24 protein-coding genes and 2 pseudogenes are annotated in these 23509 nt (G+C 71.9%); 9 read left to right on the forward strand and 17 right to left on the reverse strand.

The annotated features are described in order from the left end of the window. Positions 1-61 precede the first annotated feature (61 nt). The 7 genes from dcd (at position 62) to ACZ3UD_RS23355 (ending at position 6300) form a co-directional block, all read left to right on the forward strand. On the forward strand, positions 62-589 hold the full coding sequence (dcd, locus tag ACZ3UD_RS23325; protein WP_465591245.1) for a dCTP deaminase: 528 nt from the start codon (positions 62-64) through the stop codon (positions 587-589). Further along, positions 586-1110 (forward strand): dCTP deaminase, encoded by a 525-nt coding sequence (locus ACZ3UD_RS23330; RefSeq protein WP_465590829.1) that lies wholly within the window; start codon positions 586-588, stop codon positions 1108-1110. The genes dcd and ACZ3UD_RS23330 overlap by 4 nt, the downstream gene beginning before the upstream one ends. Beyond that, the gene (locus ACZ3UD_RS23335; RefSeq protein ID WP_465590832.1) at positions 1107-2258 is read left to right on the forward strand and encodes a glycosyltransferase family 4 protein; all 1152 of its coding nucleotides are present in this window, start codon (positions 1107-1109) and stop codon (positions 2256-2258) included. The genes ACZ3UD_RS23330 and ACZ3UD_RS23335 overlap by 4 nt, the downstream gene beginning before the upstream one ends. A gap of 41 nt (positions 2259-2299) precedes the next feature. Beyond that, positions 2300-2749 carry an HIT family protein gene (locus ACZ3UD_RS23340; RefSeq protein WP_465590835.1) on the forward strand — a complete coding sequence of 150 codons (450 nt, stop codon included), beginning with the start codon at positions 2300-2302 and terminating at the stop codon, positions 2747-2749. 56 nt (positions 2750-2805) lie between these two features. Then, the gene (locus ACZ3UD_RS23345; RefSeq protein ID WP_465590838.1) at positions 2806-4128 is read left to right on the forward strand and encodes an MFS transporter; all 1323 of its coding nucleotides are present in this window, start codon (positions 2806-2808) and stop codon (positions 4126-4128) included. Next, positions 4125-4883 (forward strand): class I SAM-dependent methyltransferase, encoded by a 759-nt coding sequence (locus tag ACZ3UD_RS23350; protein WP_465590841.1) that lies wholly within the window; start codon positions 4125-4127, stop codon positions 4881-4883. The genes ACZ3UD_RS23345 and ACZ3UD_RS23350 overlap by 4 nt, the downstream gene beginning before the upstream one ends. A 76-nt stretch (positions 4884-4959) precedes the next feature. Further along, complete coding sequence (locus ACZ3UD_RS23355) at positions 4960-6300, forward strand: hypothetical protein (RefSeq protein WP_465590844.1); 1341 nt, start codon at positions 4960-4962, stop codon at positions 6298-6300. 956 nt (positions 6301-7256) lie between these two features. Here the strand turns inward: ACZ3UD_RS23355 and ACZ3UD_RS23360 are convergent. The 3 genes and pseudogenes from ACZ3UD_RS23360 to ACZ3UD_RS23370 form a co-directional block, all read right to left on the reverse strand. Continuing rightward, positions 7257-7529: a hypothetical protein gene (locus ACZ3UD_RS23360; protein WP_465590847.1), complete on the reverse strand. Its 273-nt coding sequence runs from the start codon at positions 7527-7529 to the stop codon at positions 7257-7259. Positions 7530-7714: 185 nt separating this feature from the next. Continuing rightward, positions 7715-8565, reverse strand: a pseudogene (locus ACZ3UD_RS23365) (IS5 family transposase). A 142-nt stretch (positions 8566-8707) separates the two neighbouring features. Continuing rightward, positions 8708-9025, reverse strand: a pseudogene (locus ACZ3UD_RS23370) (transposase); the annotation flags it as partial. A 270-nt stretch (positions 9026-9295) separates the two neighbouring features. Here ACZ3UD_RS23370 and ACZ3UD_RS23375 point away from each other — a divergent pair. Continuing rightward, complete coding sequence (locus tag ACZ3UD_RS23375) at positions 9296-9475, forward strand: hypothetical protein (protein ID WP_465590850.1); 180 nt, start codon at positions 9296-9298, stop codon at positions 9473-9475. Positions 9476-9568: 93 nt separating this feature from the next. Further along, complete coding sequence (locus ACZ3UD_RS23380) at positions 9569-10423, forward strand: PIG-L family deacetylase (protein ID WP_465590853.1); 855 nt, start codon at positions 9569-9571, stop codon at positions 10421-10423. 256 nt (positions 10424-10679) lie between these two features. Here ACZ3UD_RS23380 and hypE read toward each other — a convergent pair whose 3' ends face one another. From hypE to ACZ3UD_RS23450, 14 genes are all read right to left on the reverse strand, one after another. Further along, a complete protein-coding gene (gene hypE, locus ACZ3UD_RS23385; RefSeq protein WP_465591263.1) occupies positions 10680-11750 on the reverse strand; it encodes a hydrogenase expression/formation protein HypE in 1071 nt (356 codons plus the stop codon). Between the two features lie 7 nt (positions 11751-11757). Next, positions 11758-12882, reverse strand: coding sequence for a hydrogenase formation protein HypD (hypD, locus tag ACZ3UD_RS23390; protein ID WP_465590855.1), 1125 nt, complete (start codon positions 12880-12882; stop codon positions 11758-11760). Continuing rightward, positions 12879-13181, reverse strand: coding sequence for a HypC/HybG/HupF family hydrogenase formation chaperone (locus ACZ3UD_RS23395; protein WP_465590858.1), 303 nt, complete (start codon positions 13179-13181; stop codon positions 12879-12881). The genes hypD and ACZ3UD_RS23395 overlap by 4 nt, the downstream gene beginning before the upstream one ends. Positions 13182-13187: 6 nt before the next feature. Continuing rightward, positions 13188-15506 carry a carbamoyltransferase HypF gene (gene hypF / locus ACZ3UD_RS23400; protein WP_465590860.1) on the reverse strand — a complete coding sequence of 773 codons (2319 nt, stop codon included), beginning with the start codon at positions 15504-15506 and terminating at the stop codon, positions 13188-13190. Then, complete coding sequence (hypB, locus tag ACZ3UD_RS23405) at positions 15503-16249, reverse strand: hydrogenase nickel incorporation protein HypB (protein ID WP_465590863.1); 747 nt, start codon at positions 16247-16249, stop codon at positions 15503-15505. The genes hypF and hypB overlap by 4 nt, the downstream gene beginning before the upstream one ends. A gap of 4 nt (positions 16250-16253) precedes the next feature. Beyond that, the gene (locus ACZ3UD_RS23410) at positions 16254-16634 is read right to left on the reverse strand and encodes a hydrogenase maturation nickel metallochaperone HypA/HybF (protein WP_465590866.1); all 381 of its coding nucleotides are present in this window, start codon (positions 16632-16634) and stop codon (positions 16254-16256) included. Between the two features lie 116 nt (positions 16635-16750). Next, complete coding sequence (locus tag ACZ3UD_RS23415; protein WP_465590869.1) at positions 16751-16855, reverse strand: DUF6893 family small protein; 105 nt, start codon at positions 16853-16855, stop codon at positions 16751-16753. Next, a complete protein-coding gene (locus tag ACZ3UD_RS23420; protein ID WP_465590871.1) occupies positions 16849-17355 on the reverse strand; it encodes a hydrogenase maturation protease in 507 nt (168 codons plus the stop codon). Before ACZ3UD_RS23420 ends, ACZ3UD_RS23415 begins: the two co-directional genes overlap by 7 nt. Continuing rightward, on the reverse strand, positions 17352-18722 hold the full coding sequence (locus tag ACZ3UD_RS23425; protein WP_465590874.1) for a hypothetical protein: 1371 nt from the start codon (positions 18720-18722) through the stop codon (positions 17352-17354). The genes ACZ3UD_RS23420 and ACZ3UD_RS23425 overlap by 4 nt, the downstream gene beginning before the upstream one ends. Next, positions 18719-19357 (reverse strand): DUF6084 family protein, encoded by a 639-nt coding sequence (locus ACZ3UD_RS23430; protein WP_465590877.1) that lies wholly within the window; start codon positions 19355-19357, stop codon positions 18719-18721. The genes ACZ3UD_RS23425 and ACZ3UD_RS23430 overlap by 4 nt, the downstream gene beginning before the upstream one ends. Continuing rightward, positions 19354-20001 (reverse strand): DUF5947 family protein, encoded by a 648-nt coding sequence (locus ACZ3UD_RS23435; protein WP_465590880.1) that lies wholly within the window; start codon positions 19999-20001, stop codon positions 19354-19356. The genes ACZ3UD_RS23430 and ACZ3UD_RS23435 overlap by 4 nt, the downstream gene beginning before the upstream one ends. After that, a complete protein-coding gene (locus ACZ3UD_RS23440; protein WP_465590883.1) occupies positions 19998-20465 on the reverse strand; it encodes a thioredoxin in 468 nt (155 codons plus the stop codon). The genes ACZ3UD_RS23435 and ACZ3UD_RS23440 overlap by 4 nt, the downstream gene beginning before the upstream one ends. Then, positions 20462-22249, reverse strand: coding sequence for a nickel-dependent hydrogenase large subunit (locus ACZ3UD_RS23445; protein WP_465590886.1), 1788 nt, complete (start codon positions 22247-22249; stop codon positions 20462-20464). Before ACZ3UD_RS23445 ends, ACZ3UD_RS23440 begins: the two co-directional genes overlap by 4 nt. Positions 22250-22372: 123 nt before the next feature. Then, complete coding sequence (locus tag ACZ3UD_RS23450; protein ID WP_465590889.1) at positions 22373-23419, reverse strand: NADH-quinone oxidoreductase subunit B family protein; 1047 nt, start codon at positions 23417-23419, stop codon at positions 22373-22375. Between the last annotated feature and the right edge of the window lie 90 nt (positions 23420-23509).

The following is a 23509-nucleotide window of genomic DNA, read 5'->3' on the forward strand; positions in this document are numbered from 1 at the left end:
CGAATCCCGTCGGCATCCGTCCGCCGATTTCCCAAACCTGCTGGAAGAGTGGGAGCATCTAGTGATCCTGACGGGACCAGAAATCATCGAATCCGCCCACGACGGCAGGATCTCCATATCCCCTTTCCATCGGGACCAGGTGAACCCGAACAGCTACAACGTGTGCCTCGGCGAGACCCTGATCACCTACTCGGGCAGCGTCATCGACGCGTACCGGCCCAACCCGACGGACGCCGTCAAGATCGACTCCGACGGCTTCGTGCTGCAGCCGGACGAGCTGTACCTGGGGCACACCGTGGAGGAGGTCGGCTCCGACGTCTTCGTGCCCCTGCTGTTCGGGCGCTCCTCGGTCGGCCGGCTCGGGCTGTTCGTGGAGATCACCGCCCCGATCGGGGACATCGGCTTCCACGGCCAGTGGACGCTGATGCTGTCGTCGGTCCGGCCGCTGCGCGTGTACCCGGGCATGAAGATCGGGCAGATCATGTTCTTCGACACGCTCGGCGAGATCGAACCGTATTCCGGAAAGTACCAGGGGGCGGTCGGCCCCCAGGAATCGCGCTACTGGCGGGACAAGTTGGGGCAGACGTGATACTCACCCGGGCGGAAATCGCCAGATCGGTCGCCAGCGGCGATATCGTCATCGAGCCGTTCGATCCGCGCCGAATATCCCCGAACGCCTACGACTGGCGGCTCGGCGACACCATTCGGATGTGCGACTCAGAACTCGACGCGGCGCATTCCTCGGAATTCGTCGAACACACCATCCCGGCAGCCGGAATGGTACTGGTGCCGGGAAAGCTCTATCTCGGGGTGACGCACGAGCGCACCCATTCCGAGCGCTTCGCGCAGATGATCAACGGTGACCGCACCGTGGGTGCCCTGGGCGTCTGGGTGCACGTCTCGGCGCCGCTCGGCCACGTCGGCCACGCCATCAGGTGGACGCTGGAGATCCGCGTCGTCCGCCCCGTGCGGATCTACCCGGGCATGACCTTCGGGAAGATCATCTTCCTCAAGACCCTCGGCTCCGCGGCCAGCTACCAGCACATGGGCCGGAAGTACACCCGGACCAGCGGCATCGACACCTCCCGCCTGTACGAGGAGCTCGCGTGAACATCCTCACCGGGATCGACCTCCCGCCGGACAGCCCGGGCGGCAGCATGGAGCTGCTGCGCGACCTCTACGGCGGGCCGGACCCGCTCATCCCCGCGGACGTCTTCATGCTCGCCCGGGGGAACCCGCCGACGAACTCGCCGACGAACTCGCCGACGAAAGCGCCCACGAAAGCGCCCGTGAGGACGACTGACGGGCAGGACTCACCGGTGCTGCTCCCGGTGGCCGGCAAGGCCGTGTCGGGCCCCGACTTCTGGTCCTACGTGGACCGGCTCGGCGCCGCCGTCCGCGAGCGGTTCGCCGCCGCCGACCACGACGTGCTCCACCTCCAGCACCTGGCCTTCGGTGCGACGGCCGCGCTGCAGCAGGTCTTCCCGGACCGCCCGAGCATCGCGCTGGTGCACGGCACCGACCTGCTGTTCGCCGCGGACCACCCCACCCAGGCCGTCGTCCTCCGGGAGACCGCGGCGTCGGCCGACGCCGTCGTCGTCCCCACCACGGCGATGGCGGACCGGCTGCGCCGGCTCACCCCGGTCCCGGCGGACCGGATCGTGCACATCCCCTGGGGCGTCCCCGACCGGCTGCTCGCGGACCGTCCCACCCTGCCCCGCCCGCGCGCCGAGCACGGAGCAGGCGCCCTGCGGGTGCTGTACGCGGGTCGGCTGACGGCCGAGAAGGCCACCTCCGGCCTGATCGAGGCGGTGGCCGGCTTCGACGGGGTCGAGCTCTCGGTGGCGGCTCCCCGGGCGGAGTTCGCGGCGCTGGCCGCGCGGTCCGACCTGTCGCGGGCGCGCTACCTCGGCTGGCTGTCCCGGGAGGAGCTGTGGCGCGAGTTCGGCCGGCAGGACCTCCTGATCGTGCCCTCGCTCAGGCTGGAGGCGTTCGGCCTGGTCACCATCGAGGCGCAGGCCTGCGGCCTGCCGGTCGCCTACCAGCCCGTGCCGGGCCTGACCGAGGTGCTCGGCAGCTCCGCGCTGCCGGTCGACTTCGGGGACCTCGCGGCAGTCCGGGACCAGCTGAAGGCGCTCGCGTACTCCCCCGGACGGCTGGACGAGCTGGCCGCGGCCGGCCTGGTCAACAGCGGGCGCTACCCGCTGTCCCGCACCGCCGGAGCGCTGGCCGACCTGTCCCGCGGGGTCCGGCGATGACGCCTCCGACGGTGACGGGTCCGACCGTGACGGGTCCGACGATGACGGCACGGCCCGCGGACTGCGTCTTCTGCGCCATCGTCCAGCGGCGCCAGCCCGCCGCCATCGTCCACGAGGACGAGCACACCCTCGCCTTCCTCGACATCACCGCAGTCATGGACGGGCACACCCTGGTGATCCCCAAGCGCCACGCCGCCGACCTCTGGGAGATCACCGCGGCGGACGCCGCCGCGGTGATGGCCACGGTCCACCGGCTGGCCGGGCGGATCCGCGACGTGCTCGCACCGGACGGTCTGACGCTGTTCCAGGCGAACCGGGACGCGGGCTGGCAGGACGTGTTCCACCTGCACGTCCACCTGGTGCCGCGGACCGCCGGCGACCACCTCCATCGCCCCTGGACGGCCTCCCCGGTACCGCTGGAGCGGCTCGCGGCGACCCGGGCCCGCCTCTCCCGGCAGCCCGACGACCAGCCGGGCCGGGACCGGACGTGACGGCTCCCGCTTCCGTCGGGTCCCCGATTCCGTCGGGGAAGAGCGAAAGGCATTCTTTGCGCACTGATCTCTCCCTCCTCCGGGAGCGCTCGTTCCTGCTGCTGTTCTCCGCCCGCTCCGTCTCCCTGCTCGGGGACGCGATCGCGCCGGTCGGACTGGCCTTCGCCGTCCTCGGCATGCCGGGCGGCTCGGGCACGACCCTCGGGATCGTCACCGCCGCCCGACTCGCCGCCCAGGTCGCGTTCCTGCTCTACGGCGGCGTGCTGGCCGACCGCCTGCCGCGGCACCGGGTCATGGTTTGGGCGGACCTGGTCGCGGGCGCATCCCAGGGCGCGATCGCGGTGCTGGTGCTGACCGGGACCGCCTCCGTGGCGAGCCTGGTCGGCCTGTCGCTGGTCGGCGGCGCCGCCGGCGCGCTGTTCACCCCGGCGTCCCGGAGCGTCACGGTCCAGCTGGTGCCCGCCGAGCGGATCCAGTCGGCCAACGCGCTGGTCCAGCTGTCGATGAACGCCGGCAGCATCGGCGGCGCGGCGCTCGCCGGTGTGCTCGTCGCGCTGCTCGGCGCCGGTTGGGCGCTGGTGGTGGATGCTGCGACCTTCCTGATGTCCGCGGCGCTGCTGGCCGGCGTCCGGCTGACCGGCGCGGCGGACGGCAGGTCCGGCGGGGAGTCCGGGGAGACTGCTGCCGAGGAGGGCATCCTCTCCCAACTCAGGCACGGGTGGCTGGAGTTCACCGGTCGGACCTGGCTGTGGACCGCGGTGGCGCAACTCGCCCTGGTGAACGTGTGCATCGGCGGCGGCTTCGTCGTACTGGGACCGGTCGTGGCCGAGGAGCGGCTCGGCGGCGCGTCCGCCTGGGCCGCGGTGCTCACCGCCCAGGCGGTGGGCTTCGTCGCGGGCAGCCTGCTGGCCATCCGCCTGCGGCCGAGGCGGCCGTTGCGGACGGCGGTGCTCTGCACCCTGGGGATCGTGCCCGCCCTGCTCAGCCTCGCCTGCGCCGCGCCGCTCGCCGTCACCGCCGGAGCGATGGCGTTCACCGGCCTGTGCATGAGCCTCAACGACGTCACCTTCCTCACGGCGCTGCAGAAGCACGTGCCGGAGGAGTCGATGTCCCGGGTGATGTCCTACGACGCCTTCGGCTCCTTCGTCTTCCTCCCGCTCGGCCTGGTGGTCGCCGCCCCGATCGCGGACCGCGTCGGCACCGGCACCGTCTTCCTGGGCGCGGCCTGCCTGATCGCCGCTACCGCGTGCGCCGTCCTCACCGTCCCGGGGGTGCACGCCCTGCCGTACGAGCCGGAGGCCGCGACCGCCCCTGGCGGTCCGGGACCAGCCCCGGCAGCCGTGCCGGGATCCATCCGAACAACCGAGGAGGAACGATGACCGACACCGTCGAGCAGCAGAGCGGACGGGGTTCCACGGCGATGCCGGAACCCGCCGGGCCGCCGCGCGACTCGCTCCGGGAGACCTTCGCCCGAATCTACGCCAGCGGGGCCTGGACCCTGACCGAGGACGACGGGACCGGGCGCGACGGGACCGGGGACGGCGGGGAGTCCCGCTCCGGCCTGGGGTCGAACCTGACCCAGACCGCCGCGCTCCGTGCCGAACTGCCGTCCCTGCTCGCCGAGCTCAGGGTCCGGAGCCTGCTCGACGCGCCGTGCGGGGACTTCTTCTGGATGTCCCGGGTCGACCTGGGCGTCGACCGCTACATCGGTGCAGACATCGTCCCCGCGGTGATCGAGCGCAACCGGGCGCGCTTCGCCCGCGCCGACCGCGAGTTCCGGGTCGTCGACCTCACCCGTGACCCGCTGCCCGAGGTCGACCTGGTGTTCTCCCGCGACTACCTGGTGCACCTCGGCGACGACGACGTGCACCGCGTGCTGGAGAACGTCCGCCGCAGCGGCTCGACCTACCTCGCGACGACCACCTTCACCGGGCGGGCCGGGAACGAGGCCGCCACCGAGGCGGGCAGCTGGCGTCCGCTCAACCTCCGGCAGGCGCCGTTCCTGCTGCCCAAGCCGTTCCGGGTGATCGACGAACAGTGCACCGAGGTCTACCTGACCGAGGAGAACGGCACCCGGGTCGAGCACCGGTTCGCCGACAAGTCGATCGGGGTGTGGCGGATCGCGGACCTCTAGGGTCCGCCCTCAGGCCCGTCCTCGGTCCGTCCTCGAATCCCCGCCTCCCGGCCCCCCAACGAACGAAGGAGAAGTCTTGCCCCAGGACCAGCCCTCGGCCCTGCTCATCGGTACGGACGCGTACGCGATCCGCGCCTGCCTCCGGAACGGGATCACCCCGTACGTGGTGCACGGCCCGCACCTGAACGACTGGGGCTACCTGAAGCTCCCCGACGGGGCGGTGGGGGTGTTCGCCGAGGATCCGACCAGCATCGAGAGCATCCTCCTCGGTCTGCGCCGGACCGGAGTCGCCGACCGCCGGTTCCGGTTCCTCCAGACCTCGGACGAGGAGGCGCTGGTCACCAGCGCGGCACTGGCCCAGGTCCTGGGCCTTCCCACGGCCGTGGAGGCCGACATCGCCCCGAACTTCCGGGACAAGTGGCTGCAGAAGCAGCTCGTCGCGGCGGCCGGCCTGGACGTCGGCGGCTCATGGGTCATCGAGGACATCCACCATCTGGACCCGTCCGCCGTTCCCGACTTCGACCGAGCCGTGCTCAAGCCCATCGCCGGAGCGGGCACCCGGAACACCTCGGTCGTCCGGGGCCGGGCCGACCTGATCGCGACCTGCGCGGAGTACCGGCGCCGCGGCGTTCCGCAACGCACCTTCGTCCTGGAGGAGTTCACCCCGGGCGAGGAGTGGATGGCCGACGGCGTGGTGTTCGACGGGGAGCTCCGGTTCCTCAGCGTGGGCACCTATCTGGAGCCGTGCCTGACCGCCGTCGACGCCAACCGGGTGCTTCAGCTGGAACGCTTCGACCCGACCGAGGACGCGGCCGCCTTCGCCCTCGCGCGGCCGGTCGTGACGGCGGCACTCCGGGCCCTCGGCCTGCGGCGCGGCGTGTTCCACATGGAGCTCTTCCACCAGCCGGACACCGGACGGCTGCTGTTCGGCGAGTGCGGCGCCCGCACCGGCGGCGGGCTGATCTCGGAGTCGGTGGAGTTCAAGTTCGGCGTGGACCTGGGTGAGGCCGCCATCCGGTGCGCGGAGGGGGTCGACCCCGGGATCGAGCCCTCCGTCCGCCCGGAGAGCGTCAGCACCATCTTCCTCGCCAATCGGCCCGGCGTCCTGGTCGGCTACCCCGCCCCGGCGGAGATCCGCGCCCTGCCCGGGGTCGAGCACGTGCGGCTCGACCTCCCGTACGGCTTCCGGACGGGGGACGCGGTGGAGGACACCACCCAGGGCGTCGGGCAGGTCATGCTGAGCGGGCGCACCCGCGAAGAGGTGCGCGACCGGCGCGAGTTCCTCACCCGGTGGTTCGACGAGCGCCTCGTGGTCGTGCCCGCCCACGCGACCTACCCGGAACTGCGGAGCTGGCAGCAGGCCAACTGGCCGGAGACCGCCTCAACCTTCCGCACCTACCAGGCCCCGGGGGCGTAGGGTCCGTCGTCGCTCCCCCGACCGGCCGGTGGACACCCGGGCACTGCGGGGCTCGGGTGTCCACGCCGCGTCGGATCCGAGGTCGGGTCCGAGGAAGGTCGGATCTGAGGATCGTCGGCATGAAGATCGTTGGGCGCCGAGCGTACGTCAGCGGTCCGGCCCGGCCCGGGCGAATTCCTGGCGGGAAGCGGCGACCGACCGGCGCGTCCAGGCTTGCAGATCTTGGCTCGCCGTCAGGCCTGCGGCGTAGCGGACCGCCTGGCGCTCGGCGACTGCCAGATCGGCGCCCTCGTGTTTGGCCTCGATAACGCCGACGAGCTTGGTGTCCAGATACAGCAGGTAGTCGGCGCGGCCCGCAGCCGTTGTGACCTCAGAACCGCAACGCCGCGAGCCGCGTATAGGTTCTGGCTTCCTTGACCGTCCTGTACAGCCCATCCCTGCCCTTGCCGAGAACCTCATCCGGCCTGGTGGGAGGCAGGGTGCACAAGTGCCGCCCTCGTCAGTCGGATAGGCGCTCTGGCGGAGCCGGCGAGCTCCGCGACATGATGATCGCCCGTGCTGCTACGACTGGCGTACCTGGGTGTGACGAACGCGTTCGCGTTGCTGCGGCTGCGGCAGATCCCGCAGCGGCGACGCGCCCGTGACCTCGGACGCACCGCGACCACCATGACCTGCGCTTCCTCGTCGAACCAGGTGTCTTCCGGCACCGCCTGCTCGCATCCGACCAACCGCTTCAATACCGTGGTGAACCGCACGCCGCTTCTCCTGCGTGCTCGATCTCGGGCTTCGACACCTCGAGATCCGCACAGGGAGCGGCGTGCACTGCGTCAGGCTCTCCGAAGCGACCCACAGATGGAGCAGAAGAGCCGCTTTTACCCGGCCAAGCCCTACCGGCCAGGCCGTGGGAGGGCAGTCCCGCGTTCTGCCCAGGTCGGGGACGAGGTGGCGGCGGACTCCTACGCTGCGGCTGCGGCCCGGTTGCACGCCTCGGTCGCGGCCGCGGTGGGGATACCGAGCGGCGTCAGTGCGTTGACACACCCGCCGTGGTTGCCCACCAGACCGTAATAGCACGCCGTCCGGGCCACGTCCGTGACCTCGTAACCGTGCTGCTGGAGGTATGCGGTGCAGTCCCCCAGATCCGCGTGGGCGGCCGGGGCGGACATGACGAGGCCACCGAGGGCGACGGCCAGGCCGGCGACAGTGCTGACGATTCGAGACGTCGGACGCATGGGGATGCACCTGCTCTCCCAATCGGCTCTCCCGATCTTAGTCGCGTCGGACCGCGCCTACGAGGGCGACATTGAGCAAGCACACCGATGGTCGGACAAGTTGCCGCTGATCGCCCCGATCGGCTCGGTTTCGATCACGCCTCCTAAGGAAAATGCTAGAGGCCTTAGACCGACCGGCAAATGGATCACTTGAGGCGTAGGGTGGTGGGGCAACCGTCCCAGCGATAGCGACTCGTCGCTCGGCGGATCAGCATGCGGAGCGTGACGATGGCGGCGGCGAGGTAGAGATAGAAGTCCACGGCGCTGCCGATCTTCTCTGTGCAGCGCCGGAGTTTGCCGTAGTCGTTCATCCACGAGTGCGTGCGCTCAATCACCCAGCGCTTGCCGGCCTGAATCGGAGCAGGCACACCCTTGCGCGCGATCTCGGCGGTGAATCCCAACTCGGCTATCAGCGCACGGGACTTGGCGCTATCGTAACCGCGATCGAGGCTGACGTTGACCGTTTCCGGCAGCGGACCAACCTGCGTCTTCGCCACTTCCAGGGTGGGTCCGAGCAGGGGCGAGTCGTGCCGGTTGGCTCCGTCGGAGACGATCCCGAGCGGAACGCCGCAAGCATCCGAAGCGACCGAGCGCTTCAGCCCCTGCTTGCCCCGGTCGACCGGCGATCTTCCCGCCTTCTCGCCGCCGAGGGGAGCCTTGGTGATGCAGCCGTCTACCGAGATCTCACCCAGTCCGAGACCGATCATGCGGTCGTACGCCTCCAGGGCGAGGGCGTGCACCTTCTCGGAAATCCCCTGCTCAGCCCACTCCTGAGGCGACGTCGGATCGCCCGGTCGGAGCATCCGGGCGTGGAGACGCGCTCGTAACCGGAGCCATGGACCAGCGCCAGCACGACATGCTCGAAGACCGTCCGATCGGCAATCCGACGCCTGTGACAGCCCAGCGGGTGGTCCGTGACGAACTCCGCCCGAGCAGGCAAGAAGGCAGCGAACTGGTCCCAGAGGGGTTCGAGCAGGCACGATGGGAGCGCGGGCACGGCCGTCCTTCGTGATCACTGAGCGTAGAGAACATCCCAATGCCGTTGTCAAGCCGCCGTCGTGACTGGCAGTGTTGCCTGGTAGCACGCTCCGTCGCGGATCATCGCCCACAGGACGTTCACTCGCACGGGGCCCGGCCGCGGCGAGGGTGTCGACCAAGCGGGAGACGGTCGGGTCGGAGGCCACCGGTCCGAACACGGCGGGCTCCGCCCGCAGCACCACGACATCGGCCAGACAGTCCCCGCCCAGGGCCACGGCGAGCGCGAGATCCAGCAGGATCTTGCCTGGCTCACGGACCGCCCGCGCCTTGCGCCACGGCGCCAGCGCCGCCGATATCGCCGTGTCCAGCCCCATCTTACGGGCGGTCTCGACCAGCAGCACGGCGCCGGACTGCGAGACCACCCCGCGACCACCGCCCTCGACGCGGACACGCGGGTACGACCCGCTACGCTTCTTCACCTGAGGAGTGCAGCTTTCTTGACGACGACCAGGACCCTAGACAAGTCCCATCGTCCCAGGTCAGAGGCACTCCTCATTCTTTTGATCACGCCTCGGACAGCCCCGATCGTGAAAGCGCGAGACTGACCTCCATCAACACTGATGGCCGACGAGGGCAGAGATCCTCGTCGGCCATCAGTGTTTGTGCTGGTCAGGCCCGCGTCAGCGTCAGCCGGAAGCGAAGCGGCGAAAGTGCGCCATTCTGAGCGTCCGAACGCGATCCCGTGCCGGATGACCACGTCCGACACCGTCGCCTACGACTGGGCCACCGCGACCCTGACCGACAACACCACCGGCACCACCACCGTGCTGCCCAAGACCTGTATCGACATGACCACTTGGACCCAGGTGACGGCCGCCGTCACGGCCGGGCACAGCTACACGCCGACCCTGGTCAGCTTCGAGGTGTAGCGCCTCGCCACATCGCCCCGATTTCGCTGGCGATCGGCCGCCCGTATACCGCAGACTCGGGCCGAGCACTTTTCAGACCGGAGGATGGTTTCCATGGTTGACCGGCCCTTGACGCTGATGGCGGTGCACGCCCACCCCGACGACGAGGCCACCGGAACCGGGGGTGTGCTGGCACGGTACGCGGCGGAGGGGATCCGTACGGTCCTCGTCACCTGTACCGACGGCGCCTGCGGTGACGGACCGGGAGGCGTCAAGCCCGGCGAGCCCGGGCACGACGCGGCGGCCGTCGCCGCGATGCGCCGTGAGGAACTCCAGGCGAGCTGCGACGTCCTCAAGGTCAGCCACCTGGAGACGTTGGACTACGCGGACTCCGGGATGATGGGCTGGGCGGCCAACGACGCGCCCGGCTCCTTCTGGCGGACGCCCGTCGAGGAGGGCGCCGCCCGCCTCGCCGAACTGCTCCGGCACTACCGGCCCGACGTGGTCGTGACCTACGACGAGAACGGCTTCTACGGCCACCCGGACCACATCCAGGCCAACCGCATCACGATGGCGGCCCTGGAGCTGACCGGGATGACCCCGAAGGTCTACTGGACGACGGCGCCGCGCTCGACGATGCAGCGCTTCGGCGAGCTCATGCGCGAGTTCGGCTCCGACTGGGAGGAGCCAGACCCGGCCGAGACCGGGGCGGACCCGGCCGAGGCGGAGGCGATGCCCGAGATCGGGCTCCCCGACGAGGAGATCACCACCTGGGTCGACACCACCGAGTTCGGCGGCCAGAAGTTCGACGCCCTGGCCGCACACGCCAGCCAGGGCGAGAACATCTTCTTCCTGCGGATGGGCAAGGAGCGGTTCACCGAACTGATGGGCGTGGAGACCTTCGTCCGCGTGCAGGACACCACCGGCGCGGCCGTACCGGAGAACGACCTCTTCGCCGGCCTGCGCTGATCCCCCCTCATGGCCCGGCCAACCGGGCCAGCGGCATCTTGTCGGACAGCCCGTTGGCACCGCACACCTGGGCGGCGGCGTTGGTGGTGCGCTGCGCCGGATCACGGCGACTGGCGGTACTCCCTCCTGGCCGCCCTGGTGGTGGCCCTGCTGCTGGGCGACGCCCTGCTCGGCTGAGCAACGTCGAAGCAGGCGGGGCGCCGAGCCGGGCGGGGCGCCGACGACACCCGCCGTCGACGCCCCGCCCGAGCCGGTGTCAGCAGATTCGCGGCAGCTGCTCGCCCATCGGCAGGTCGACCACCCGGGTGCCGCCGAACCCGGTGCGGGCGACGACCATCCCGGGGTGCTCCTCGACGCACTCGCCGATCACCACCGCCTCCGCGCCGAGCGGGTGGGCGCGCATCGCGGCGAGCACGGCGTCGGCCTCGCCGCGCGGGACGAAGGCGACCAGCTTGCCCTCGTTGGCGATGTACATCGGGTCCAGGCCCAGCACCGAGCACGCGTTGGCCACCGGATCCGGGACGGGGACGGCGCGTTCGCTCAAGCCCACGCCCACCCCGGCCGCCGCCGCGATCTCGTTGAGCGACGCGCCCAGCCCGCCGCGGGTGGGGTCGCGCAGCACGTGCAGATCAGGCGTCACCGCGAGCATCGCCTCGACCAGCCCGCCGAGCGCCGCGCTGTCGCTGCGCACCTCGACGCCGAACTCCAGGCCCTCCCGAACGCTCATGATCGCCACACCGTGCAGCCCGATCGGCCCGCTGAGGATCACCACGTCGCCGGGGCGGGCCCGCTGCGGCCGGATGTCGACCCCGGCCGGGACGAGCCCGATGCCGGCGGTGTTCAGGTAGACGCCGTCCCCGTGCCCGGCCTCGACCACCTTGGTGTCGCCGGTGGCCACCTCGACCCCGGCGCTACGCGCGGCGGCGCCGAGCGCCCGGGCCACCCGGTCCACCACGGCCATCTCCACCCCCTCCTCCAGGATGAAGCCGCAGGACAGGTAGGCCGCCCGGGCCCCGCTCATGGCGAGGTCGTTGACCGTGCCGTTGACGGCGAGGTCGCCGATGCAGCCGCCGGGGAAGAACAGCGGCCGCACCACGTAGGAGTCGGTGGAGAAGGCGAGCCGGGCGCCACCCAGCTCCAGGACGGCCGAGTCGCCGAGCCCCTCCAGCGCCCGCCCGCCGAACGCGGGAGCGAAGAGGTTCTGCACCAGCTCGGCAGACATCGCCCCGCCGCCCCCGTGCCCCATCACCACCCGGGGGTGGTCGCGCAGCGGCAGCGGGCAGCTCCAGCCGGAGAAGTCGGGCGCGGCCGACTGTTCCACCAGCATCTCGGTGTCAGCCAACGGGACTCGCCTCCTGGGGCGCGGCCGGCGTGCTCAGCCGCCGGTAGAGGTAGTACGCGGCGCAGGCCCCCTCGCTGGAGACCATGGTGGCGCCGAGCGGGGTGCGCGGGGTGCAGACCGTACCGAAGGCCTCGCACTGGTGGGGCTTCAGCAGCCCCTGCAGCACCTCGCCGGCCCGGCACTGGGCCGGTTCCCTGGTGGCGATCCCCGCGACGTCGAAGCGGTGCTCGGCGTCGTGGTCCCGGTAGTGCGGCGCCAGCCGCCAGCCGCTGCGCGGGATGACGCCGATGCCCCGCCAGGAGCAGTCGGCCACCTCGAAGACGTCCTCCAGCATGGCGCGGGCGGCCGGGTTGCCCTCGGGTCGGACGGCCCGCGGGTAGGCGTTGTCGACGGTGTGCTCCCCGCGCTCCAACTGCCGTACGGTGCGCCGGATGCCCTCCAGGATGTCCAGCGGTTCGAAGCCGGTGACGACGATCGGCACCCGGTGGCGCTCCGCGAGCGCCGGGTACTCGGCGGTGCCCATCACGCTGCACACGTGCCCGGCGGCGAGGAAGCCCTGGACCCGGCAGTCCGGCGAGTCCATGATCGCCTCGATTGCGGGCGGCACCCGGACGTGCGAGACCAGCATGCTGAAGTTGTGCAGGCCCTGCTTCCTGGCCAGGTGGACGGCCATGGCGTTCGGCGGGGCGGTGGTCTCGAAGCCGATGCCGAAGAACACGACCTCCCGGTCCGGGTTCTCGCGGGCGATCCGCAGGGCGTCGAGCGGCGAGTACACCACCCGGACGTCGCCGCCCTCACCGCGGACGCGGAAGAGGTCCCGGTCGGTGCCGGGCACCCGCAGCATGTCCCCGAAGGAGCAGAAGACGACCTCCGGCCGGGCGGCGATCGCGAGTGCCCGGTCGATCACCTCCAGCGGGGTGACACACACCGGGCAGCCCGGCCCGTGGATCAACTCGACTTCTTCCGGCAGGAGTTGGTCGATGGCGTGCCGGATGATGCTGTGCGTCTGGCCGCCGCACACCTCCATCAGCGCCCACGGCCGGGTGACCGTCGCCCTGATGTCGGCGAGCAGGCCCTCCGCCAGCTCGGGGTTGCGGAACTCCTCCAGGTACTTCACCGTCCGGCCTCCTCAGCCGCTCGTGTCGCGTCCCGCTCCCCCGCCGCCTCCCACGGGTCGCCGAACTCCTCCTGTAGGAGCCCGAGTTCCTCGAACAGCTCCAGGGTCCGCCGGGCCGACTCCTCGTCCAGTCGCTGGAGCGCGAAGCCCACGTGGACGATCGCGTACTCCCCCACCTCCAGGTCGGGCAGGTACTCCAGGCACACGTCCTTGACCACCCCGCCGAAGTCCATGACCGCCATCCGGGTCCCGTCCCGCTCCCCGATCTCCGTCACCCTGCCGGGCACTGCCAGGCACATCCGCTCTCACTCCTCCCGGGTGGCCGACGACCGGGCGGCCACCATCAGCTGGCCGAGCGCCAGCCCTCCGTCGTTGGGCGGCACCCGGCGGTGCCGCAGCACGGTGAAGCCGGCCTCTCCGAGGCCGCTCGCGCAGGCCGAGGAGAGCAGTGCGTTGGCGAAGACGCCGCCGCTGAGCGCCACCGTCGCGGTGCCGCACTCCTCCCGGGCGGCCACGCAGATCCGCCGGACGACATCGGCCACCCCGGCGTGGAAGCGCGCGGCGACCAGCCCGGCGGAAGCGCCGGCGGCCACGTCCGCCACGACCCCGGCCAGCACCGGCCCGGGGTCGGCGATCCAACCGTCCGCCGCCGCCGACAGCCCGAATCCGTAGCCCGCCGCCGGGCCGGACCCGACCGCCGCCGCCTCCAGTTCGATCGCCGCCTGGGCCTCGTACCCGGCCCGGTGGCAGACCCCTGCGAGCGAGGACACCGCGTCGAAGAGCCGGCCCATGCTGGAGGTCGGCACGCAGTTCAACCCGCGCTCCAACTGTCGGTCCAGAAGCCGTAGTTCCTCTTGCGGGCACGCCTCGACCGGCGGCAGCCCGGGCGTCCAGGGCAGCCCGGCCGCCCGCAGGTGCGCGAGCGCCGTCCGGTACGGGCGCTCGACGGCGGCGTCCCCGCCCGGCAGCGGCACGTAGCCGAGGTGGGCGAGGCGGCGGAATCCGTCGTAGTCGGCCAGCAGCACCTCGCCGCCCCAGATCGCGCCGTCCTCGCCGTAGCCGGTGCCGTCGAAGGCCACCCCGAGCACCGGCCGACCGCCGTCCAGGCCGTGTTCGGCCATCACCGCGGCGATGTGGGCGTGGTGGTGCTGAACCCGGCGCACCGGCCGGCCGGCGGCGGTCCGTTCGGCGTGCCGGACCGAGCGGTAGCCGGGGTGGCGGTCGGCGGCGAGCAGTTCGGGCCGCACCCCGCTGACCGTGCCGAGCTGCTCGACCGCGCGGTCGAAGGCGCGCAGCGTGGCCAGGTCGTCCATGTCGCCGATGTGCCCGGACAGCCAGGCGTAGCCGTCGCGGGCCAGCGCGAAGCTGTTCTTCAGGTCGCCGCCGACCGCCAGCACCGGGCGGACGGACACCGGCAGCGGGAGCGGCAGCGGGGCGTAGCCGCGCGAGCGGCGCAGCGGCAGCTGTTCGCCGTCCACCACCCGCACCACGGAGTCCTCGCACGGCACGTGGATCGGCCGGTCGTGGGTGAGCCAGCCGTCGACGAGCGGGCCGAGCCTGCTCAGCGCCTCCCGGTCGTCAGTGACGATCGGTTCGCCGGAGAGGTTGGCGCTGGTCATCACCAGGAGGTCCGGTCCGGGGGCGGCGAGGAGCAGGTGGTGCAGCGGCGTGTACGGGAGCATCACGCCGAGGTCGGGGCTGCCCGGGGCGACCGCCGCGAGTTCGGGCGTCGACGGGAGGGTGCGGCGCAGCAGGACGATCGGCCGTACCGGTCCGGTGAGCAGTTCCCGCTCGACCGGGCCGACCGGCAGCAGGCCCTCGACGGTGGCGAGGTCACGGGCCATCAGGGCGAAGGGCTTGTCACCACGCCGCTTGCGCCGGCGCAGCAGGGCGACGGCTTCGGCGTGGCGCGCGTCGCAGGCGAGGTGGTAGCCGCCGATGCCCTTGACGGCGACGACCGCCCCGTCGGCCAGCAGGCGGCGGGCCTCGGTGAGCGCCTCCTCCCCCGCCCGCGCGGCGGTTCCGGGGACGGTCAGCGCGAGCCGCGGCCCGCAGGCGTGGCAGGCGACGGGCTGGGCGTGGAACCGGCGGTCGGCGGGGTCGGTGTACTCCCGCTCGCAGTCCGCGCACATCGGGAAGCCGGCCATGGTGGTGTTGGCGCGGTCGTACGGCAGGCCGGTGACGATGGTGTGCCGGGGGCCGCAGTTGGTGCAGCTGATGAACGGGTGCCGGTGGCGCCGGTCGGCCGGATCGGCGAGTTCGGCCAGGCAGTCGGCGCAGACGGCGACGTCCGGCGGGATCAGGGTGGCGCGGGGGCCGGCGGCGCGGGACGGGGTGATGGTGAAGCCGCTGTCGCCGGTCGCGGCGAGCGGCGCGTGCTCGACCGAGGCCACCTGGGCGAGCGGCGGCGCGTCACTGGCCACCCGCAGGCAGAAGGCGTCCAGGGCTTCCCGGCTGCCCTCGACCTCGGCCAGCACGCCCTCGCCGGTGTTGGTGACGCTGCCGGCCAGCCCGAGTTCGACGGCCAGCGTGAAGACGAACGGCCGGAAGCCGACCCCCTGCACGAGACCTCGGACGGCGACCCGCCGCCGCTCGCGGTCGAGTTCCAGGTGGCCGGCCGTCACCGGGGCGCCTGCGCCGCGTGGTGGTGACCCCCGTGCGAGTGCCCGTGCCCGCGGGAAGCGGCGGCCATCACCGGCCGGTGCGGCTCGGCGCCGTCCAGCACGGCCAGCGCCCGTTCCAGCAGCGCCCCGACGCCGTCGCCGGTCCGGGCCGAGGTGTGCACCACCTCCACTCCGGGGTTGACGCGCTGGACGTTCGCCAGGAACGCCGCCTCGTCGAACTCGGCGGCCGCGGCGAGGTCCGCCTTGGTCACCAGCACCAGGTTGGCCAGCCCGAACGCGGTCGGGTACTTGAGCGGCTTGTCCTCGCCCTCGGTCACCGAGGCCAGCACCACTCGCAGCGATTCGCCGAGGTCGTAGGAGGCCGGGCAGACCAGGTTGCCGACGTTCTCCACGAACAGCAGCCGGCAGTCCTGCGGCAGCCAGCCGTCCAGGTGCCCGGCGAGCATCCGCGCCTCCAGGTGGCAGAGCCCGTCGGTGAGCACCTGCTTCACCGGCGCGCCCGAACGGGCCAGCCGCAGCGCGTCGTTCTCGGTGGCGAGGTCGGCGGTCAGCGCGGCCACCGCCACCCCGCGCCGCCGGGCCAGCCCCAACTCGGCCTCCAGCAGGGCGGTTTTGCCGCTGCCGGGGCTGGACAGCAGATTCACCGCCACCGTCCCCCGGGCGGTGAGCGCCGTCCGCAGTTCGCGGGCGCTGTCGTCGTTGCGGGCGAGGACCGCCTGGCGCAGGTCGACCGTCTGGCACATCGCGTCAGCCTTTCTGTTCCGCCGGTGCGCCCGCGCGCCCGGCCCATTCGACGGCGAGGATCTGGAGCTCGCGCCCGGACAGCAGCTCGACTCCGCCGCCTCCGGAGCAGCTCGGGCAGCCGAGGTCGGGCGGCATGCCGACGGCCCACTCGACGGCGCAGGGCGCGCACCGGGCCCGCCCCTCGACGGTCTCGGTGTCCAGCACCGCGCCCTCCACCAGCGTTCCGGCGCAGGCCAGTTCGAAGCAGAAGTCGAGGGAGTCGGCCACGACCCCGGCCAACTCGCCCACCTGCAGCCGCACCCGCGCCACCCCGGGGGCCCCGTGGTCGCGCGCGGCCGCGTCCACCTGCTCGACGACGGCGGCGGCGATCGACATCTCGTGCATCGGTCTCTTCCCACGGCGGGCGGCAACGGGCCCCATTACAGGGGGCGGTGGCGGCCGCGGCTCGAAGCCGCGCCGCCACCGCGCCCGGGGCTGCACCGTTCGCAGCAATCCGGGCCTCACATCCGCGAGATCTTCACGTACCGCTTGAGATCCGGCAGGCTCTGCCAGACCAGCGTGCCGATCCCCGCCAACAGGGCCGCGCAGAACAGCTTCCTCAGCATGGTGTTGTCTCCCTCTCCGGCTGCGTGGCCTCGTCCACGACCCGCAGGACCACTTGGACCGCCGCCTCGACGGCGGCGGCGACGGGCTCGCTCAGCCCGATGCCTTCCTCCAGCGACGCCGGCTCGCAGCCGACCACCAGCACCTGCCCGGGCGGCTCGTCGCCGGTACCGGCGGCGAGCGTGGCGAGCAGTGCGAGCACGGCGTCCGGCCCCATCCGGTGCCCGTCCAGCACCGGTACCTCCAGCGGCTCGGCGGCCGCCTCGATGAGGTAGACGGTGCCGGGTGCCCCGCCGCGGAAGGTGGCGTCCACCAGCACGGCGGTCCGGTAGCCGTCGAGCAGCCGGTACGCGAGGTCCACGCCGCGCACGCCGACGTCGACCACCTCGACGCCCTCGGGCAGCGGGTGGGCGGACAGCCGCCGGACGGTCTCGACCCCGAACCCGTCGTCTCCGAGGAAGATGTTGCCCACCCCGGCGACCAGCACGGTCCCGCCCGTCACGACTCCTCCAGCGGCGTGACCTCGTCGGGCTGGAAGTAGCGGAAGCGTCCCTGTGCCCGCCACAGGTCCGCGCCCGGGTCGTCCTCGACGGTGACGGCCAGGTGCACCGAACCGTCGACGTCGTGCAGCACAGCCTCGACGACGCCGATGCGCCCGTCCAGGAAGAGGTCCTGGGCGTCGGTGCGCCGCCGTCCGGGCCGCAGCAGCACCCGGCTGCCGGCGCCGACCGGGTGGCCGTCGACCAGCACCCGGTCGCGTTCGGGGTCGACCTGCGGGTCGTTGCCCGGGTCCCACCAGGGCTGCTCCGCGTCGCCGGCGCCGCCGGTGATCTCTCGCAGCCCGCGGATGGCCCCGTGCAGGCGCTCCAGCACCTCCGGCGGCATGGACTCCGCGAGGTCGATCACCGCCCCGGCCCGCTCGTCGGTGCCCCTGGCCTCCCGTTTCTCGTCCTCGGTCAGAGCCGCCGTCCGCAGCGCCAGGATCTCGTCGATCTCGGTGGCGTCGTACAGGGTGCCGAGGCTCTCCGGGGCGATCCGCGGGTGGTCCTCCAGGATGATCGGCGAGGACAGCATCACCTGGGACCCGCCGTCCGGTCCGGCCAGGACCGGCCAGGTGCGCTCGTTGCGGCAGTGTTCGACGGCCGGCCTGGCCCACTCGGGCGGGTCGGTGACCGAATGGAACCGGCCGTGCTCCAGCCCGAGCAGCAGGTGGACGGAGACCAGGGACCGCGGCAGCGCCTCCTCGCGCCGGGCCCGCAGGTGCGGCGTCCAGTCCGAGGCGTTCTCCACCACCGCCGTCAGCCGCTGCGCCCGGTACGGGCCGGGCAGCTCCTCGGCCCTCAACCGCACCAGGCCGTCGATCTGTTCGCGCCGCCGCAGCAGCCGTCCGGCGGCGGTGCCGTGCTCGTGCAGCAGCTCCGTGCCGCCGACACCCGGCAGCCGGAACCCCTGCTGCACTCCTTCGCCGCTCAACTCGTCGACGGGCAAGAGGAGTTCGATCCGTTCCTCGACGCCCTCGTCCCATTCGACGAGTACCCGGTCGGCGAGTTCCAGCCGCTCCACGGGCTCGAACCCGCCGGTGGCGGAGACCCGTTCGACGGTGCGGCGCTGGATCCGCAGGAAGCGCAGCTCGACCGCCAGCCGGTCGTCGCGGCGCGCCTCCATCACGCATTCGGTGCGCTGGTGGGAGTGCTCGCCGCCCTGCCTGGTGTACTCCGGCGGTACCAGGACGCCGAACTGCCAGCGCAGCCGGTTCTTGGCCGCCGACGCGCGGTACGGGTACAGCACATAGCCTTCCAGCAGCACCGCGTCGGCGATCTGCCGGGCGGCCGCGAAGCCGCGCTCGATCCCCTCGGGGAAGCCGCTCACCGGGCCCCCTCCCCGACCGCGGCCAGCAGTTCCCGCACCGTCGCCTCCCAGGACGGCAGGGCCCGCCGGGAGCGGTAGGCCAGCAGGTCGTCCATGACGTCCTCCGGCAGGCGCAGCCAGCCGCAGCCGGGGAAGTGCTGGTCGATCGCCTCCCGCCAGACCCGCACCGGCATCCGCACCCGGGCCTCCCGGTCCCAGGGCACGGGAGTGACCTGGAAGCCGCCGGGGCCGGCGAAGGCGGTGCCGGAGAAGAGCAGCAGCAGCGGCACCTCGCCGCCGTCCAGGGCCCGGAAGTAGCGGGCGGAGGCCACCTCCAGGTCGTAGCCGCACGGCACCGCGAGGTCGGCCTCGGTCTCGCCGGTGAAGCCGGGCACCAGCAGCGGCACGGTGGCGAACTGGATCGGGTTGAGCGTGCTCGACCAGCGCTCCCGCTCGCCGAACAGGTCGCTCAGCCGCCCGCCCTCCCCGGTGGCGTACGACCGCCGGCCCGGTTCGATCCTCAGCTGGCACTGGAGGGCGAGGGCGTGCACCCGGACGTCGGCCGGCGCCGTGATCCGCAGCCGGAACACCAGGGTCGGCGCGGCCGCGTACGGGTCGGACCGCACGCCGGTGCAGCTGAAGCCGAGCGCCGTCACGCCGTCACCGCCGCGGGCAGCGGGCGGGCCCGGGCGGCCAACCGCTCGAAGAAGGCATCGAGTTCGGCCCGCACCTCGGCCCCGCCGTCGAAGCCGTGCCAGCACCGCCGCAGCCGGCCGACCAGTTCGTAGCAGAGGTCGATCGGCACCAGAAAGCACTCGACCTGCCGGTCGGTGCGGCGCAGCAACAGCGCCTCCACGTCCGGTTCCAGGGCTGCGGCCAGCCGGCTGCCGCCGAGGGCGCGTTCCCAGGCCTCCTCGTCCACCTCGCTCTCGGTGGCGCCGGCCGGGCCGGGATAGAAGGCGAGCAGCCGGTCCAGGACGGCGTCGCGGAACAGGAACGCGGTGCCGACCGGGATCCCCAGCACCGACCAGGCCCGTTCGTCCACCGCGCCGTCCGGGTCGACCAGGCAGCGGTCCGGCACGCTGCGGTAGCGGCCGCCGGCCGCGCCGGGCTGCTGAAACAGCAGGCCGCAGGCGGTGCAGGTGCAGGCCAGGGCACGGTCCTCGACGTCCACCAGGTGGCGGTGGTCGGCGGCCAGGTCCCGGCCGCAGAAGGCGCACTGCTCGGGCCGCGGCGGCGCCGGCTCGCGCAGTCGGCGCAGCAGGGCGGTCCCGTCGCGGGAGACCCTTCGGGTGTTCACCGCGCCTCCGCGGGCAGCGGCGGGCGGGTGCCGATCTGGAGCAGTTGCGGGGCGCGTTCCAGCTCCAGGGCCGTCACCTCGGGCGCGTGGCAGGCGAGGGCGGCCTCGACGTCCTGCTCCCCGCAGCCGCAGCCGGAGGCGGTCCGGCGCAGCCGCAGGGTGCCGGTGGCCGGTTCGAAGCCGAGCACCTCGATCCGCTCGGGCAGGGCGGCGAGCGCCCGGTCGATCCGGGCGGTGACGTCCTCGGGGTGCAGGTCGTGCAGGAGCAGCAGGGCGGCCACGGCGGAGTCGTCCAGCATCCGTTCCAGGGCGGGCGGGGGAAGGGCCGGGACGAGCCGGGCCAGGCCCTCGCCGTAGAACTCCATGAGGTCGCGGACCAGTTGCTCGCCCGCCCGCTCGGCGCCGCTGCCGGCCAGGGCGTCCAGCGCCTCCTGGATCCGCAGCCCGGTCTGCTCGGCCGTCATGCGGTGAGCCCGCTCAGGCCGGTGGGCACGTGCATGGTCTGCAGGGTGCGCCCGTTGCCGACGTACATGTGCACCCCGCAGGGCAGGCAGGGGTCGAAGCTGCGCACCGTGCGCATGATGTCGATGCCCTTGAAGTTCTCCGGGGAGTTCTCCTCGAAGATCGGCGTATTCTGCACCGCGTCCTCGTACGGGCCGGGCGTGCCGTAACTGTCGCGGACGCTCGCGTTCCACGGGGTAGGCGGGTACGGGTGGTAGTTGGCGATCTTGCCGTCGCGGATCACCATGTGGTGCGAGAGCACGCCCCGCACGGCCTCGGTGAAACCGCAGCCGATCGACTCGTCCGGCACCTCGAAGCGCTCCCAGGTCTGGCTGCGCCCGGCGCGGACCTCGTCGAGCGCCTTCTCGGCGAAGTGCAGGGCGGCGGCGGCCGCGTACGCCTGGAAGTAGGTGCGGGCGCGGTTGCGCTCGATGGCGTTGCTCCACTGCGGGATCTTCCACTCGAAGGTGACCTCGGGCTTGGTCATCGAGCGGGGCAGGTTGATCCGGACGCTGTGGCCGGTCGCTTTGATGTAGCCGATGTCGACCAGCCCGGACAGGGCGGTGGACCACAGGCGGGCGATCGGGCCGCCGCCGGTGTCGAGGGCGAGGTGCTCCTTGCCGTCGAACCAGCGCGGGGACATCACCCAGCTGTACTTGTCGTCGAAGTTGCGCTTCTGCGGCTGCGGGATGGTGTGCTGGTTCCACGGGTGCCGGGGGTCGACGGGGTTGCCCAGCGGGTCGTGGGTGACGAAGAGTTCCTTGCCCTGCCAGTCCTCGTAGTAGGAGCTGCCGAGCAGGATCCGGATGCCGAGGTTGATCTGCGTCAGGTCGTTGGTGACGAGCTTGCCGTCCACGACGACACCGGGGGTGACGAACATCTTGCGACCCCAGTCCGTCATGTTGCGGTAGGTGAAGTCGCAGTGGTCCGGGTCGTTGAGGCTGCCCCAGCAGCCGAGCAGGATCCGGCGCCGGCCGACCTCCTCGTAACCGGGCAGCGCCTGGTAGAAGAAGTCGAAGAGGTCGTCGTGCAGCGGCACGACCTTCTTCATGAACTCGACGTAGCGCATCAGCCGGGTCAGGTAGTCGGTGAACAGCTGCACCGTCGCGACCGTGCCGACGCCGCCCGGGTAGAGCGTGGAGGGGTGCACGTGGCGGCCCTCCATCAGGCAGAACATCTCCCGGGTGTACCGGCTGACCTGGAGCGCCTCGCGGTAGAACTCGCCCTCGATCGGGTTGAGCGAGCGCATGATGTCGGCGATCGTCTTGTACCCGTGGTCGCCGGCGTGCGGGGCCTCGGTGCGCTCGGCCAGCTCCAGGACGCCGGGGTTGGTCTCACGGACCATCTTCTCGCAGTAGTCGACCCCGACCAGGTTCTCCTGGAAGATGTTGTGGTCGAACATGTACTCGGCAGCCTCGCCGAGGTTGATGATCCACTCGCCGAGGTGCGGGGGCTTCACCCCGTACGCCATGTTCTGGGTGTAGACCGAACAGGTGGCGTGGTTGTCGCCGCAGATCCCGCAGATCCGGCTGGTGATGAAGTGCGCGTCACGCGGGTCCTTGCCGCGCATGAAGACGCTGTAGCCGCGGAAGACCGAGGAGGTGCTGTAGCACTCCGCGACCTTCTTCTGCTTGAAGTCGATCTTCGTGTGGATGCCCAGGCTGCCCACGATCCGGGTGATCGGGTCCCAGGACATCTCGGTCAGGCCACTGCCGTCGCCGGCCGCCCTGGTCGTCGGTGTTGCCATCGTGTCTGCGTGTCCTTGTCTACGGGGTCTACGGGGTCTACGGGGTCTACGGGTCTACGGGGTCTACGAGCGGGGCGGAGGTCGACAGGGCCGCACACCGGGGCGGTGTGCGGCCCTGCCCTGTCACCAGGGCGGGCGGTAGCCCGTGGCCAGGTGGCGGCCGGTGCGGCGCCACTTCGGTTCCTTGTCGACGGCGCGCTGCGTGATCGCGCGCAGCCGGCGGATCAGCGGTCCGTACACCGAACTGGCGCCGGAGGAGATCCGCGAGCCGGGCGGCGGGTCCATGAAGGGCATGAACTTGTCCGGGAAGCCCGGCATCGTGCAGGCGATGCAGATGCCGCCGACGTTCGGGCAGCCGCCGACGCCGTTGATCCAGCCGCGTTTGGCGACGTTGCACTTGACGACCGGGCCCCAGCAGCCGAGCCGCACCAGGCACTCGGGGGTGCCGTAGTCGGTGGCGAACTGCCCCTGTTCGTAGTAGCCGCCGCGGTCGCAGCCCTCGTGCACGGTGGCGCCGAACAGCCAGGCGGGGCGCAGCTTGTCGTCGAGCGGGATCATCGGCGCGGAGCCGGCCAGCTGGTAGAGCAGGTAGGTGAGCGTCTCGGCGAAGTTGTCGGGCTGGATCGGGCAGCCGGGCACGCAGACGATCGGGAGTCCGGCCTTGGACTTCCAGTCCCAGCCGAGGTAGTCCGGCACGCCCATCGCGCCGGTCGGGTTGCCGGCCATCGCGTGGATGCCGCCGTACGTGGCACAGGTGCCGATCGCCACCACGGCGGTCGCCTTGGGGGCGAGCCGGTCCAGCCACTCACTGGTGGTGATGGGCTGGCCGGTGGCGGGATCGTCGCCGAAGCCGCACCAGTAACCCTCCTTCTTGATCCTCTCGTTGGGGATGGACCCCTCGACGACCAGGACGAACGGTTCGATCTCGCCGCGGTCGGCCTTGAAGAACCACTCGACGAAGTTGTCCGCGCCCTGGACCGGGCCGCACTCGAAGTCGATCAGCGGCCAGTGCACCGCGACCTCGGGCAGGCCGGGCAGCGCGCCGGTGACGATCTCCTCGATGCTCGGCTGCATCGCGGCGGTCAGTGAGACGGAGTCACCGTCGCAGCTGAGGCCGGCGTTGATCCAGAGAATGTGCACCACGTCGGTGTCGGTTGTTGCAGCACCCATGAGGATGCCTCCTCGGGGATGGGAGCCGGACGAAATGGCTCGAATACCAGTCATAGCAACCGATCGGATCGAACGCCGGTCCAAAGGCCC

The organism is Kitasatospora sp. NPDC023118 (genome assembly GCF_055560875.1).